Origin of the sequence: Archangium sp. (genome assembly GCF_045802675.1) — a bacterium.
Classification (GTDB): domain Bacteria; phylum Myxococcota; class Myxococcia; order Myxococcales; family Myxococcaceae; genus Archangium.
The window spans coordinates 31499-46161 of sequence record NZ_JBJMQO010000003.1 but is presented as its reverse complement, the minus strand read 5'-3'; the positions used below and the strand labels follow the sequence as shown (position 1 = coordinate 46161).

11 protein-coding genes are annotated in these 14663 nt (G+C 69.0%); 10 read left to right on the top strand and 1 reads right to left on the bottom strand.

Annotated elements, in window-relative coordinates; genetic code table 11:
* Positions 1-492: ATPase, T2SS/T4P/T4SS family (locus tag ACJ8AN_RS00540; protein WP_407753193.1), on the bottom strand; the 492-nt coding region annotated here is incomplete at its 3' end.
* Positions 493-700: 208 nt separating this feature from the next.
* Here ACJ8AN_RS00540 and ung point away from each other — a divergent pair.
* From ung to ACJ8AN_RS00490, 10 genes are all read left to right on the top strand, one after another.
* Positions 701-1375, top strand: a complete 675-nt coding sequence (gene ung, locus ACJ8AN_RS00535) for a uracil-DNA glycosylase (protein WP_407753194.1) — start codon at positions 701-703, stop codon at positions 1373-1375.
* Positions 1376-1485: 110 nt separating this feature from the next.
* On the top strand, positions 1486-3108 hold the full coding sequence (locus tag ACJ8AN_RS00530; RefSeq protein WP_407753192.1) for a type VI secretion system contractile sheath domain-containing protein: 1623 nt from the start codon (positions 1486-1488) through the stop codon (positions 3106-3108).
* Between the two features lie 132 nt (positions 3109-3240).
* Positions 3241-4014: a tetratricopeptide repeat protein gene (locus ACJ8AN_RS00525; RefSeq protein WP_407753191.1), complete on the top strand. Its 774-nt coding sequence runs from the start codon at positions 3241-3243 to the stop codon at positions 4012-4014.
* A gap of 25 nt (positions 4015-4039) precedes the next feature.
* The gene (locus ACJ8AN_RS00520) at positions 4040-5197 is read left to right on the top strand and encodes a hypothetical protein (RefSeq protein WP_407753190.1); all 1158 of its coding nucleotides are present in this window, start codon (positions 4040-4042) and stop codon (positions 5195-5197) included.
* A 187-nt stretch (positions 5198-5384) separates the two neighbouring features.
* The gene (gene gyrA / locus ACJ8AN_RS00515) at positions 5385-8147 is read left to right on the top strand and encodes a DNA gyrase subunit A (RefSeq protein ID WP_407753189.1); all 2763 of its coding nucleotides are present in this window, start codon (positions 5385-5387) and stop codon (positions 8145-8147) included.
* A 293-nt stretch (positions 8148-8440) separates the two neighbouring features.
* Positions 8441-8701, top strand: coding sequence for a hypothetical protein (locus tag ACJ8AN_RS00510; protein ID WP_407753188.1), 261 nt, complete (start codon positions 8441-8443; stop codon positions 8699-8701).
* 150 nt (positions 8702-8851) lie between these two features.
* Positions 8852-9538: a hypothetical protein gene (locus tag ACJ8AN_RS00505; RefSeq protein WP_407753187.1), complete on the top strand. Its 687-nt coding sequence runs from the start codon at positions 8852-8854 to the stop codon at positions 9536-9538.
* 482 nt (positions 9539-10020) lie between these two features.
* The gene (locus tag ACJ8AN_RS00500) at positions 10021-11589 is read left to right on the top strand and encodes a hypothetical protein (protein ID WP_407753186.1); all 1569 of its coding nucleotides are present in this window, start codon (positions 10021-10023) and stop codon (positions 11587-11589) included.
* Positions 11590-11709: 120 nt separating this feature from the next.
* Complete coding sequence (locus ACJ8AN_RS00495; RefSeq protein WP_407753185.1) at positions 11710-12021, top strand: YkvA family protein; 312 nt, start codon at positions 11710-11712, stop codon at positions 12019-12021.
* A 90-nt stretch (positions 12022-12111) separates the two neighbouring features.
* Complete coding sequence (locus ACJ8AN_RS00490) at positions 12112-14439, top strand: PPC domain-containing protein (RefSeq protein ID WP_407753184.1); 2328 nt, start codon at positions 12112-12114, stop codon at positions 14437-14439.
* Positions 14440-14663 lie beyond the last annotated feature (224 nt).

Below are 14663 nucleotides of genomic sequence, written 5' to 3'. Positions count from 1 at the left end.
CTCGTCGGGGATGAGCGAGGAGACGATGTTGAGCAGCGTCGTCTTGCCCGAGCCCGTGCCGCCGGACACCAGCATGTTGAGCTTGGTGTGGATGCCCGCGTCGATGAGCCGCGCCATCTGCGGCGTCATGGACTTGAATTTGATCAAGGACTCGACGGTGAGCTTGTCCTTGAAGAACTTGCGGATGGAGATGGTGGTGCCCTTGCGGGCGATGGGCGGGATGACGACGTGGATGCGGCTGCCGTCGGGCAGGCGCGCGTCCAGGCGGGGGCGCTCGTCGTTGAGGAGGCGGCCGACGAACTGCGCCATGTTGCGCGCGGCGCCGATGAGGCCCTCCTCGGTGAAGGTGGCATCGGTCTTGGAGACCTTGCCCTTGCGTTCGATCCAGACGTCGGTGGGCCCGTTGATCATGATCTCGGAGACGCTCGGGTCGTCGAGATAGGGGAGGACGGGCTTGAGGAAGGCGCGGAGCGACTCGGAATACATCGACATGGCGCGCCAGAGGGTAGCCCGAGACCGGCCGGTGCCCAAGAGGACGGCCTGGTTGTCCGAAGGGCGGCCGGGCGGCGCGCGAGGGGGGCGAGCAGAGGACGGGCCCTCCAACCAACGTGCGAAAAACCCTGGCGCCGACCCACCGGAGAAGTAGTGTGGGACGGGTGCTACGATTGGGGCACGAGACGCGGGAGGCGCGATGGGCTCGATGAAGGAACGGCTGCCGGCGGACTGGAAGAAGGTGCTGAAGGACGTGCTGGCCAGCCCGGAGTTCGCGGAGCTGGAGGCGTTCGTCGCCGAGCAGCGGCACGAGCACATGGTGTACCCCTCGGAGGAGGACCTGTTCTCGGCCTTCCGGCTGACGCCATACGAGAAGGTGAAGGTGCTGCTGCTCGGGCAGGACCCGTACCACGGGCCGGGGCAGGCGCACGGGCTGGCGTTCTCGGTGCAGCCGGGGGTGAAGCCCCCGCCCTCGCTGGTGAATGTCTTCAAGGAACTGCAGAGCGACGTGGGCGTGCCGAAGCCGAAGGATGGCTCGCTGATTCCGTGGGCGGAGCAGGGCGTGCTGCTGCTCAACGCGGTGCTGACGGTGCGCCAGAGCGAGCCCAATTCCCACGCCGGGCACGGTTGGGAGCGCTTCACCGACGCGGTCATCCAGAAGGTGAGCGACAAGCCGGAGCCGGTGGTGTTCCTGCTGTGGGGCAGCTACGCCCAGAAGAAGAAGGCGCTCATCGACACGTCGAGACACGTCATCCTGGAAGGAGTGCACCCCTCGCCGCTGTCGGCGAAGAAGGGCTTCTTCGGGAGCCGGCCGTTCAGCCGCGCCAATGCCGCCCTGGAGAAGGCGGGGCGCGAGCCCGTCGACTGGACGCTTCCGTCGTAGGGCGGAGGTGGAGCGGAAACTGTCCGGAGCGCCACGACTCGGGCTAGCCTGACGCCCTCTTGAAGAGGGGGACGTCAACGATGAGCCATGAGGGTACTTCGGGTTCTCAGGTGAGGTGGTGGGTCGCGGGGACATTCTCGCCGGGACCCTCGGGCAGGCGCTTCGTCGTCACGCCGGACTCGTACGCCGAGGAGCTGGCGCGCTCGGCCACCGGGCTGCGCGTGAGCGTGGAGGACCGGCTGGGCGCGGGGCAGACGCGCACCTTCGAGCTGACGTTCCCCAAGCTGCGCTCCTTCACGGTGGCGGAGGTGCTGTCGTCCGTGCCCGAGCTGCGCGCGCTCAAGGCCCTCATGGACGGGCTGGACAAGCTGCCCGCGGACGCGGCGGTGAAGAGCCTCGAGGCGGTGGTGGGGGCCGGGCGGCTCTCCGAGACGGTGGGCGCGGTGCTGCGCGAGAAGCAGTCGCCGCCTCCGCCCAAGGCGGGCAATGGGGTGGTGCCCTCCGCGCCTGGCACGCCGAAGGCGCCGGACGTCGTGGACTCCATCTTCGCGCAGACGGACTCGGCCCGTCCCGAGCAGGCGGCGAAGGCGAGCGTGGATGCCTTCCTGAAGGCCGTGGGGACACGCGCGGCGGCTCCGGCGAATCCCGCCTCGGTGGCGGCTCCGGCGAAGGCCCTGGTGGAGGAGGCGGTGCAGGCGACGGCCCGGGACGTGCTCGCCCATCCGCTGGTGGCGCGGCTGGAGTCGGCCTGGCGCGGCCTGAAGATGCTGGTGGACCACTGCCCCAAGTCGTCGGGGATGGCGGTGGAGGTGCTCGACGTGGAGGTGCCCGCGGGCGTGGAGGGCGTGGAGTCGCAGCTCCCGGTGGACCGCTTCGAGCGCCCGGATGCCCTCTTCGTGGTGGAGCCGGTGGAGGACGTGGCCGCGCTGGGACGGCTGGCGGCGCTGGGCGAGCGCGCGCAGCTGCCGGTGGTGGTGGACGTGCCTCCGTCGCTCTTCGGCGTGAAGTCGGCCGCGGAGGTGGTGAACCGGGTGGAGGAGGAGCGCGGGGGGCTGAGCGAGGCCTGGGAGGCGCTGCGAGCGGAGGAGTCCTCGCGCTGGCTGTCGGCGGCGCTGCACCGCGTGGTGGTGATGGTGGACGGGCAGGGGGCGCGGCGGAGGACGTGCTTCGCGAGCGCGGCGCTGGGCGTGGCGTCGCTGCTGGCGTCGAGCTTCCGCGAGACGGGGAGCTTCGCGCGGGTGCTCGGAGGGGCGGGCGGGGTGCAGGCGCCCTCGGTGTGGCAGCTGCCGCCGGGACGGGACGGAGGGATGGCGGTGCCGACGGAGACGTTCTTCCCCGTGCGCACGCAGTCGCGGCTGGCCGAGCTGGGCGTGCTGGGGCTGGGGAGCGGGAGGAACTCGGACGTGCTGCAGCTCACGGCGGCGCCCATGGTGTACGGGGGCGAGCACAAGGTGGCGTTGCCGGCGCAGATTCTCACGGGCCGCATCGTGCGCTTCGCGCAGTGGGTGCGAGACCAGTTGCCGCCGGAGGCGGGGGACGCCGAGGTGGCGACGCTGTTCACGCAGGCGGCGGACGTGTTCCTCTTCGGCGGCGCGACGCCGGCGGGCCGGGTGCGCGGCGAGGTGGTGTCCACCGGCGAGGGGACCCGTGGCGTACGCGTGACGGCGCTGGTGCGGCCGGAGTACGCGGGCATGCCGCTGGAACTGGGCTTCGTCCTGCCGATGCGCGGGTGAGCGGGAGGGCGGTGCTGCTCGGGACCGGGCCCCCTGAGCGGCCCGGCCCCTGCCCTGGAAACCGCCGGGCGCCACCCGGTGATGGGGCTCCCGCGAGCAAGCCGCGCCGCGAGGGGTTAGAGTTCCCTCACCATGGCGAAGACCGCATCCCGCAAGGTTCCGAAGAAGAAGAGCGCCGCTCCCGCGAAGAAGAGCCCCGCGTCCGTGAAGAAGCGTGTGGCTCCGGTGAAGAAGCCCGCCGCGAAGAAGCCCGCCGCCGCGAAGAAGCGCGCCGCCCCGGTGGAGCCTCCCGCTTTCGAGGCCGCCTTTCCCACCGCCGAGCCCGTCCCCGAGATGAAGGCCCTGCCGGCCGGCGAGCCCGTGGGCGGCCAGGCGTTCCCCTTCGAGATCGACCCCAAGCGCATTGAAGAGGGTCTGGCGAAGCTGCGCGCCGAGGCCGTCCACTGGGCCAACAAGGGCCGCTACACCAAGGTGCGCTTCAAGTTCCGCGGCAAGCAGCTGCTGCCGGACCTGCCCCTGGCCGCCGTGGCCGCCGCCGAGGGCCTCACCTTCTACTGGGGCGGCATCCTGCGCGCCCTCGTCTTCACCGTGGCCGGCGGCAGCCTGCTGCAGGTGGAGCTCGTCAACGACGCGGACAAGCGCGTGCAGGTCGGCAAGGAGGCCCTGCTCACCGGCGACCTGGACGAGGCGCTCGCCCTCTTCCGCGAGGCGCTCTCCATGGACCGCGACAACGTCGCCGCGCACCTCAACGTGGGCGTCGCCCTCAAGCTCAAGGGAGACCGCGAGGCGGCCCTCGCCTCCTTCGAGCGCGCCAAGGCGTTGGATCCCGAAGGACCCCTCGGTGCCGAGGCCGAGCGGCTCGCCGCTCCCCTGCGTCCCAAGGACGCGATGGCCCAGGTGGGCTGAGCGGGGAGGTATACTCGCGGGCACCATGGGAGCGCCGCCCGCCGAGGACGAATACCGCGTACGCCTGGAGGGCCGGGCCGTGCTGCTCGAGCCCGCCCGGGAGCGTTACTACCGCCTCGTGCTGGCGCTGGCCGAGTCCCGCTGGCAGGAGCGGCTGCGGCAGGAGCGGCCCCTGCTGCGCGAGGTGGCGGCCCACCAGGCGGAGTTGGACGCGCTGCTCGGCCCCGCCCTGCGCCGTGCCGAGGCCGAGCACTGGCCCGACAGCAATCCCACCGTGCGCTGCCTCTACGAGGTGCACTCGCTGCGCGAGCAGCTCGCCCGGGACGTGGCGCGCAAGCTGGGGCGCAGCGCCCAGGAGCCCCTCGGGGGCCTGATGAGCGCCCTGGAGGACTGGCTGCTCACCCTGCCGCGCGTGGTGCCTCCCCAGCAGCGCTGGAGCACCGCGCTGGAGGTGCTGCCGGACTCGCTGCCCGCGCTGCGCGACGCCACCGCCTTCGGGCAGTTGCTCGAATCGCTCTTCGCCCCGCCCATGCTGCTCACGGGCCGCCTCCCCTTCACGAGCGCGCAGCGCGAGCAGTTGCGCCAGGGCTGGGTCCGGGGTGAGGCGGCGCTCGTCGCGCTGTGGGAGCGGCTGTCCGGCGTGGACGCGAACCGGGGCATCGTGAACGAGCTGCAGAAGGTGGCCACCCGGGCGCCGCACCAGCCGCCGCGCAACGGCCCCGAGCGCCTCGTGCACGCCGAATACTGGCACCGGGAAGCGTGGGTCCGGGTGCGGCAGCTCGTCCAGGCGCGGCTGGCCCCGCTCGAGCCCGCGCCACACGAGTACCTCGAGGTCTTCTGGTGGCTGCTCGAGCGCGAGTACGTGCCGCGCATCCGGCTGGCGGCCTCGGAGGCGCTGGTGGATGCCCGGGCCGCGTTGATTGAAGTGGCCTACGAGTTATGGGACGCCCAGCGGCAGGATATTCCCGAGGACGAGCGCTGGCCGGACGCGCGCTGGGCGCGGTTGGACGCGCTGGCCTGGCGGGCGGATGAGTCGCGGAGCGGGCCGGACGGTGAGCGGGTCCGCGGCGTGCTCCGGGAGCTCATCCAGAGGCATGGAATCGGCTCCACGGCGCTGCGCGGGTGGAAGGATTCGTCACGGCTGGTGAAGTTGGTGCAACAAGCCGGCGAGCTCATCCGTTGAAGAAGAAATCGGGAGTCTGAAAAGGCGTCTGAAGCCCCCCGTCCGGGCAGGCTCGGGCCCCCCTTTCTGGCTACCCTTCGTCACCCCGGTGTTTCCCTTGTTGACGCAGGAAATACCGGGGGTTACGTAGGCACGTTACCCTTTTTGGCCCCCCTCCGTGGCGGGCCTCTCCCTGACCCCAGATTTCATGGCCGACGACACCACCGACAAGCCGGCAACACCCCCCGCGCCTCCTCAAGGCAGCGTGGGCGAGCTCATCCCCGTCAACATCGAAGACGAGATGCGCCGTTCGTATCTCGACTACTCGATGTCCGTCATCATCGGGCGCGCCCTGCCCGACGTGCGTGACGGCCTCAAGCCCGTGCATCGCCGCGTCCTCTACGCGATGAACGACCTGGGCAACTACCACAACCGCGCCTACAAGAAGTCCGCGCGCGTCGTGGGAGATGTGATTGGTAAGTACCACCCGCACGGCGACACCGCCGTCTACGACGCCATGGTGCGTCTGGCCCAGGAGTGGAGCCTTCGCTACCTGCTCGTGGATGGCCAGGGCAACTTCGGCTCGGTGGACGGCGATTCCCCGGCCGCCATGCGTTACACCGAAGTGCGCATGGACCGCCTGGCCGAGGAGATGCTCTCGGACATCGACAAGGAGACGGTCGACTTCGGGCCCAACTACGACGACTCCACCGTCGAGCCGCTCGTCCTCCCCAGCAAGTTCCCCAACCTCCTGGTCAACGGCAGCACGGGCATCGCGGTGGGCATGACCACCAACATCCCGCCGCACAACATGACCGAGGTGCTCGACGGGACGCTGCACCTCATCGACCATCCCGAGTCCACCGTCCGCGACCTGATGCAGTTCATCCCCGGTCCGGACTTCCCCACCGCCGGCTTCATCTCCGGCCGCGAGGGGATTCTGCGCGCGTATGAGACGGGCCGCGGTCAAATCACCCTGCGCGCCCGCACGGAGATCGAGACCTCCAAGAAGGGCGACCGTGAGAGCATCATCGTCACGGAGATTCCCTACCAGGTGAACAAGGCGCGGCTCATCGAGAAGATCGCCGACCTGGTGCGCGAGAAGAAGCTGGAGGGCATCAGCGACATCCGCGACGAGAGCGACCGGCAGGGCATGCGCATCGTCATCGAGCTCAAGCGCGATGCCATCTCCGGGGTGGTGCTCAACAACCTGTTCGCCAACACCCCGCTGGAGACCACCTTCGGGGCGGTGATGCTGGCCATCGACGCGGGGCAGCCGCGCACGCTCACGCTCAAGGAGCTGCTCGAGCGCTTCATCTCGCACCGCCGCGACGTGGTGACGCGCCGCAGCCGCTTCGAGCTGCGCAAGGCTCGGGCCCGCCGCCACATCGTCGAGGGCTTGCTCGTCGCGCAGGACCTCATCGACCTGGTGGTGAGCCTCATCCGCGCCTCGAAGGATCCCGACGAGGCGCGCTGGGGCCTGATGAACATCCTCTCGCCCGCCCTCTACGCCCACGAGCGCTTCCGCAACCTGCAGCGGATTGATTACGAGAAGGCCAAGGCGCAGATGGAGCTGCTCGTCTCGCGCGCGCGCGCCGAGGTGCCGAGCTACTCGGGCCTGGAGCACAAGTACGAGGGCTCGGGCTTCAGCGAGGAGCAGGCGAAGAACATCCTCGAGATGCGCCTGCAGCGCCTCACCGGCCTGCAGCGCGAGGAGCTGTTCCGCGAGTTGGTGGACCTCATCCGGGAAATCCTCCGCCTGGAGGACATCCTCGCCAACGAGTCGAGCCTGCTCAACGTCATCAAGACGGAGCTCCAGGAGATCCGCGAGCGCTACGGCGACAAGCGGCGCACGGAGATCACCGGCGCGGCCGAGGAGATTACCAGCGAGGACCTCATCGCCGAGGAGACGATGGTGGTCACGCTGTCGCACACGGGCTACGTGAAGCGCTCGCCGCTCTCCGAGTACCGGGCGCAGAAGCGCGGTGGGCGCGGCAAGACGGGGGCGACGACGAAGGAGGACGATTTCGTCACGGACCTCTTCGTGGCGAGCACGCACGCCTTCCTGATGCCCATCACGAACAAGGGCCGGCTGTACTCGCTGAAGGTGCACGAGATTCCGCTGGCGGGCCGCACGTCGCGCGGCAAGGCCATCGTGAACCTGGTGCAGTTCGCCGAGGGCGAGCGGCTGGCGCAGGTGTTGGTGACGCGCGAGTTCGTGGAGAACCAGTTCGTCTTCTTCGTGACCAAGCGTGGCGTGGTGAAGCGCACGGACCTCTCGGCGTTCGCCAACGTGCGCTCCAGCGGCATCATCGCGCTGGGCATCGACGATGGCGACGAGCTGGTGGCGGTGAAGATCACCGACGGCTCGAAGGACATCCTGCTGTCGACGGCCACGGGTATGAGCATCCGCTTCCCGGAGAGCGAGGTGCGCTCGATGGGCCGCCAGGCCTACGGCGTGAAGGGAATCACGCTGGAGGACGGTGACGAGGTGGTGGGGGCGGACGTGGTGGAGAAGGACACCACGATTCTCACGGTGACGGAGAACGGCTACGGCAAGCGGACGGAGGAGACCGAGTACCGTCAGCAGGGCCGAGGCGGCAAGGGCATCATCGACATCAAGACCACCGAGCGGAACGGCAAGGTGGTGGGCCTGGTCCAGGTGACGGACAAGGACGAGGTGCTGTTGGTGACGAACGGCGGGATGCTCATCCGGATGAAGGCGAAGGAGATTTCCGTCATCGGCCGCAACACGCAGGGCGTGCGGCTGATCGCGCTGGAGAGCGCGGAGGAGAAGGTGACGGGCATCTCGAAGCTGCCGGAGGCGGACGAGAGCGAGGAGAACGGCGGCGGAGAGGCGGAGGCCGTCGAGGCGTCCGCGTCGGCCACGTCCGAGTCCGAGCCGGAGGTGCCGGCCGAGGAGACCGCGGCGGAGACCGGGGAGACCGAGCCGGAGTCCGAGGAGAGCTGACCCCAACAAGCCCTCTCCCCTCGGGAGAGGGCCGGGGTGAGGGTATCGCGGGCCACGAGTTGAACCCGTGAGAACACGAGAGGGCTGGGGCGAGGATCAATCCTCCCCTGGCCCTCTTCGCGTTGGGGGACCGGTGCGTGTGCGTGCTGCATGGCGCGGGAGTTGCTCTGGGCAGCCGGGCAACCCAACACCCCGGAGAAGGCATGAGTGAGTCCGACGGAACCAACGTCATGAGTCATTTTCACGGAAGTGTCAGTGCGGTGAGACAGCGGTGTCCTGGTGTGGGGTTCGGCGTGAGCGTGTTGGCCGTGCTCGCGTTGCTGCTCGGCGGCTGCGAGAGCGGACCCTGTGTGAGCTCGATTCAGTGCGCGCCGGGCTTCATCTGCGTGCACTGGCAGCCAGGGACCGAGTACGAGGAGACCTTCTGCGCGAAGCCCTGCGAGGTCGAGCAGGACACGTGCGACACGGGAGCGGCCTGCTATTGCCCGGACTCCCCGTCGAAGGCGCGGTGCTTCGACGGTGCCGGCAATCGCATTGGCATCTGCGAGCGGTAGGGCCCACCCTCTGGGCTCTCGATCTTCGGATCCTGCATCCCGCGGCGGAGACGCCGCGGGGTCCCGTTGTGCCGCAAGTCCTCGGAATCAGGAGCAATGCGGAGGGCATATGGGTTGCACGACGTAGGGAGACCCATTCCCGGAGCCCACATGGATCCCGTTTCCTCTCGTAGTGCGCAGACGCTCTCCACGGCCGTCGATTCCTCGGCTGTGTCTTCGTCGCCCGCGGTGGCGAAGGAGCACGGAACGAGTCCCAGCAATCAGTGCTCGTCCTCAGTCACCGCGAACACCCTCGAGGCCTACCTGCCCCAGCCGCGTGGTGCGCAGGAGTCGAGTTGCCACGCACCGGCCCAGCCGTTCAGCCGCGCCGACATGCCACAGGGAGAGGAACTGAAGCTCCTGGAGATGCTCCGGGCGCGACAGAAGGAGCAGGCCGCGGCGGCACTCGGCCGGGGGGTGGAACTCTGCAAGCGCACCGCGGATGTGCCTGTCCTCCATGAGCTCGGCTTGAAGCACCACTGGCTGCGGACTTCCACCAAGGAGGCGGGGATGGGCCCCGATGATGGGAGTGTTCCTGGCGATCGAGTGAACATGCCCTTCTCACAAACACGACTCAACGATCACACAGGTCGGGGAAACCTTCCTGACTCCACCTGCGAGCGTGTCGTGGATGTGGACGAGGCGTGCGTCAATCGCGAGCTGGAACTGGGCAAACCGCTGGGGGCCTGGACTCCCACCAACCAGTGCCAGACCTTCGCCGCGGGTGTGCTCGATCGCTGCTCGACGAAGGTCGTTCCCCTGCCCGACCCGCGCAAGCCCGACCTGGGGAAGATCTGACGAGAGCCCGAGTCATGGGAGGAATCACCATGAATGCCCCACATCTCTGGTGGAAGAGGCTCGGCCTCGGGCTTTCGGTGCTGCTCCTGGTGTCAGGGCTTTTCTGGGCCTGGTGCTGGATGGGCATGGCCGCGCTCTATGTATTTGACTGTCCCACCTTCTCCCTGGAAGCGCCGCTGCCTGTATGCCGGCACCCGGTACAAGGCCTCCTGGTAGGCGGTGCGGTGGCTGCGGTGGGATTGCTCGGCTGCATCTGGGCGGCGTACCAGCGCTGGAGGCGTGCCCCAGCCCCAGTCGCGCCCCGCGCGTAGTTGCCCTCCAGGGCAGGACAGGGTCGGGTAGTCGTACGAACCCTGTCCCCAGTCCCATGCCGGCCGTCGGGTGCCGGACGGTCAACCCCGCCTTGCCTCGATTCTTAAGTTCTGGGGGCAGGCACGCCTTCGTCTGGAGTCGGGCGGCCCGCATGAGGGGGGTTCATTCAGATGCGTTCGTTCTTGTTCCTGGCCGTGACAGGCGTCACGGCCCTCACTGCGTGCGGCGTGACCACCGAGCCACCCGCCGTTCCCGCTGCTCCACACCAGGTCTCGCTCCACCCGGAGCGCCGCGGTATCGGGCTGTTGCCCCTGGGCGACACCCAATCCCTGGCGAAGCCCAAGCTGGACGTCGTGTTGGATCCACGGCGCTCGCTGGCGGTGACGGACACGGCCATCCTGTCGCGCTTCAGCTTCGAGGAGGTGATGAACCGGCTCGCCGAGCAGAGCGGCGTTCCGGACCTCACCGGGCTGCGGCTCTACCAGGAGTGGTGGGACTCGCAGCGGAAGGCGCCGGGCCTGGGCCTGGGCGGACCGCACTGCGATGATCAGGTGCTTCCGGATGGCAAGCCGGGCTTCAACGGCTTCGCCTACGCCTGCTCGCGCAAGGAGGGAGATCAGGCGAAGGAGAATTCCTTCACCTCGCCCGACACCAACGCCGCGACCTACGTGCCCATCGGGCTCTTCAACCGCTTCGACCTGGCGGCGCAGGACGGGAGCGACTGTGGCGAGTACCGCATCGTCTTCGCACGCCGCCCGGGCAGCACCGACGCGAACAGCCGCAACCTGATTGCCTTCGAGGGCGTGCTGCCCAACCCGCATCCGAAGAAGGGCATCCACGGGTGCCGCAAGGTGATGCGCTTCTGGGCGGAGCTCTCCCGGGAGCCGGACGTGGCGGCGCGCGCCGAGGCCCTCCACCGCTTCTACTTCGAGGGTCTGGGGGAGTTCTCCCCCGTCATCCACATCGACAACCTGGGCAATGCCACGGACCGCGTCACCGGCCAGGTGCGCACCAATCAGTTCATGCAGCCCACCTGGACGCTGCGCGAGTTCCGCGTGCGCAAGCGCTGCACGGGCGACGCGTGCACCCTGCGCTTCGAGCCGGACACGGTGAAGACGAACCCGGCCGGCGTGCTCTTCAGCGCCAAGGTGAGCCATCCGCTCAAGGAGGACTTCGAGCAACTGTTCGTCTCGCAGGTGGAGACGCTGGCGGCCAACGACGTGCTTCGCTACACGATGGCGACCGAGGATCGCTTCAACACGGGGCAGAGCAACTCGAGCGGCACGGAGAACCTCTACGTCTTCCACTTCGGCAATGGCCCGAGCCCGCTGAAGACGAAGCTCCAGGAGGAGCTCACCCGGCTGGGCAGCAAGCTCACCCCGGCCAACATCGTCGCGCGGTCCCAGACGCTCTCCTGCGCGGGCTGCCACCAGCTGAGCACCAACGTGAACCTCGGGGGCGGGCTCACCTGGCCCAACAAGTCCAAGCCCTACGAGTTCGTGCACGTGAGCGAGCGCATACAGGAGGACGGACCGGACGGTCCCCGCTACGGCCTCTCCGAGGCGCTGGTGGGCACCTTCCTCCCGTACCGGCAGCAGTTGATGGAGGCCTTCCTCGAGCAGCGTCCGCCCTTCGAGAAGCACCCGGGGCCCGATGATGTCTGCGAGGACGACGGCGCGCAGGTGCGGGGCGGCGCGAAGAAGGACAAGAAGCCCAAGCCCCCGGAGTGCGAGGACTGAGGCGACGCCGGGAAGACACGGAGGAGACTCCCGTCCACGAGGCCGCTTGCCCCGCGAGCGGCCAGACGCCTACGGTGGAGGGGCCGCAATGGATGTGCGCCTCCAATCGTAGGAGAGGACATGAACGCCACTGGCCTTCGAGCAATGGGAACCCGGTTCTTCCGCTACGTGCGAGACCCGCGCGTGCCGCTGTGGCGGAGGCTGGCCGGGTTGCTGGCCGTCATCTACTTCGTCTCCCCGGTGGACGCGATTCCGGATGTCCTCCCCATCCTCGGGTGGTTGGACGACCTCGGGGTGTTGTCCGCGGCGGCCTTCTTCGTGGTGCGCGAGGTGCAGCGCTACCAGCCGGAGCCGGAGGGCTCGGCGTGGTCTCATCCGGTGGAGCCGGATGCGTCACGCCGCGCCGGCACGCCGCCCCTGCACGAGCGCTGAGCGCCGTCCGCGGCCGCGCTTCTGGCCGCTCTCTCTGTTCTCGCCGGGTGGGCGTGTATTCTGCGCCCTTTACGGAGGCGAAACAGACAGATGAGGGTCTTCCCGAGGTATGTGGTCACCGCGGTGGCGCTGGTGGTGTTGTGCGCGGGTTGTCCTGGAAAAATCGGGACGGATGACGGGACGGACGTCACGCCGCCGCCCGCCAACCCCTGCCAGCCCAATCCCTGCACCGCGCCGAACAAGACGGACTGCTCGGTGTCCAATGGGAAGGCTGTCTGCGCGTGCGTCGCGGGCTACACCCCCCAGGGGGATGGCTGCCAGCGCGAGCCCACGCCCACCTGCGCGGGCCAGCACTCCCTGGGCGATGCCTTCGAGCCCGATGAGTGCCCGGCGCTCGCGCGCATGGTGAGCACCTCGGGCCCCTCGGAGCCGCACACGCTCACCTCCTCGGCGGACGAGGACTGGTTCCGCCTCGACGCCACCGCGGGCACCATCTACGAGGTGTCCGCCTTCGGTGACCTGGGCCTGGCCATGCGCGTGGACCTGTATGACGCGGACGGCACCACCCAGCTCGCCTCGGAGAGCGCTGGCGCGTCGGGGACGGACGTGGCGTACAAGGCCCGCGCCACCGGCTCCCTCTATGCCCGGGTCCTCTCGGCGGATCGCGCCTCGTTGGGCTCCTACAGCGTCTCCTTCGGGGAACTGGGTACCGACGATCTCCCGGACACGCCCGCGCAGGTCACCACGCCCTCCCTCACGCCCGATGGAACGGCGCACGGTGGGGCGCTGCAGTTCCTCGGCGACACGGACGTGGTGCGGGTGCACCTGGAGGCGGGCCACGCCTATGTCTTCCAGGCAGCGTGGTCCACCTCGCTCGCGGCGGCGTTGCGGTTGGAACTGCTCGACACGGATGAGACGACGGTGGTGCTCTCGAGTGAGTCCGCCACTCCGCGATTCACCACCCTGGTGAGCACCACGGGCGAGTACTTCCTGCGCGTGAGCGAGCGCTCCGGCAAGCAGCGCGCGAGCTACACGTTCACGGTCACGGACCTCGGGATCGACGACCATCCGAACACGCCCGCGCAGGCCACGGCGGTCGTCGCCGGCACGGCGTACACCGCGAGCAAGCTCGAGTACGCCGAGGACCTGGACGTGTTCTCGTTCCAGGCCGAGGCGGGCCACATCTACCAGTTCTTCTGCGACCCGCAGACGCACTTCACCTGCGACGTGGCCTTCGTGAATGAGCAGGGCTCGGTGTGGAAGGCGGGCAGCACGGTCTCGGGCGTCTCGTACGTGGCGAACGAGTTCACCACCGCGGGCATCGTCTACGCGCGGGTCACCGCCAAGGCCGCCTTCGCCGACGGCGGCTACCAGTGGGTGCTGAAGGACCTGGGCAAGGACGACTACGGCGACGTGGTGGAATCGGCCTTCGCGGTGACGCCCTCGCCGAGCGCCTCGACGGCCGCGGAGTTCGAGCTCCCCGATGACCTCGACGTGCTCTCGTTCCCGGTGGCGGCGGGCCACATCTACGAGTTCACCTGCACCGCCTCCGGCGTGAAATGCAACGCCGTCTACCTGACGGCCGCGAGCGCGACGCTGCGCACGGTGACGGCCTCGGCCCCGGGTGTGGAGGCGGTGCTGCAATACAAGTTCGCCACGGCGGGCACCTACTACGTGAAGCTGCTGGCGTCGGGTGCCCCGCCCAGCCTCACGCCCTACAGCTACCAGTGGACCCTGAAGGACCTGGGCACGGACGACCATGGCGAGACGCTCGCCACGGCCACGGCCATCACCCCCTCCACCAGCCCCACGGTCGGCAATCTGGACTTCCTGGGCGACGAGGACTGGTTCTCCTTCCAGGCCCAGGCCAACCAGGCGTTCAGCTTCACCTGCGCTACCGGCGGCACGTTCAGCTGCGGCCTGTACCTGATGAACTCCGGAGGCACCGTGTTGGTGTCGGACACGGTGAGCGGCTTCAACGCCCAGGTCATCTACCGGATGACCACCGCGGGGACGTACTACGTGCGGCTCAGGGCGCTCTCCGATGCCGTGGCCTCCTACAACTTCCAGCTCACGGACCGGGGCGTGGATGACCACTCCGATACCAACACAAGCCCCACGGTGCTCACCCTTGGCACCGCCACCGCCGGCAAGCTGCAGGTGGCCGCCGACGTGGACTGGTTCTCCGTGCCGGTGGCCGCGAGCACCGCGTACACCGCCACCCTGTCCTCCGCGGGCACCGGCCTCGTTTTCGACGTCTACGGGCCGGACAAGGTCACCCTGCTCGCCAGCAACGGCGTGGGCTCGAAGGGCTTCACCAGCGGCTCGGCGGGCAACTGCTACGTCCGGGTGAAGTTCCAGAACCCCAGTGCGAGCACGTCGAACACCGTCGCCTCGTACACGATGATGGTGAAGTAGCGGGACGGGGACTCGCATGGGGGGGCGCTCGCGCTGCGCTTCTCCTTGCCCCGTGCCCATTTCCCCTCGCCCTCCAGGAGAGGGACGGGGTGAGGGTATCGCGGACCCCGGGCCCATTTCGTTCGCATGCCGTCAGTCCGCGGCCCCCCCTTGGCGCGGAGGGGGTGGGGCGTGATTTGACTGTCCCCCCCTCTCTCGTGGGGCTTCGGCCGGGCGAGCATCTC

What these genes read in the sequence shown, in the direction of transcription:
- ung (WP_407753194.1), top strand. Translation starts at nt 701, where the DNA reads ATGAAGGAACGGCTGCCGGCGGACTGGAAGAAGGTGCTGAAGGACGTG.
- ACJ8AN_RS00525 (WP_407753191.1), top strand. Translation starts at nt 3,241, where the DNA reads ATGGCGAAGACCGCATCCCGCAAGGTTCCGAAGAAGAAGAGCGCCGCT.
- ACJ8AN_RS00520 (WP_407753190.1), top strand. Translation starts at nt 4,040, where the DNA reads ATGGGAGCGCCGCCCGCCGAGGACGAATACCGCGTACGCCTGGAGGGC.
- gyrA (WP_407753189.1), top strand. Translation starts at nt 5,385, where the DNA reads ATGGCCGACGACACCACCGACAAGCCGGCAACACCCCCCGCGCCTCCT.
- ACJ8AN_RS00505 (WP_407753187.1), top strand. Translation starts at nt 8,852, where the DNA reads ATGGATCCCGTTTCCTCTCGTAGTGCGCAGACGCTCTCCACGGCCGTC.
- ACJ8AN_RS00500 (WP_407753186.1), top strand. Translation starts at nt 10,021, where the DNA reads ATGCGTTCGTTCTTGTTCCTGGCCGTGACAGGCGTCACGGCCCTCACT.
- ACJ8AN_RS00495 (WP_407753185.1), top strand. Translation starts at nt 11,710, where the DNA reads ATGAACGCCACTGGCCTTCGAGCAATGGGAACCCGGTTCTTCCGCTAC.
- ACJ8AN_RS00490 (WP_407753184.1), top strand. Translation starts at nt 12,112, where the DNA reads ATGAGGGTCTTCCCGAGGTATGTGGTCACCGCGGTGGCGCTGGTGGTG.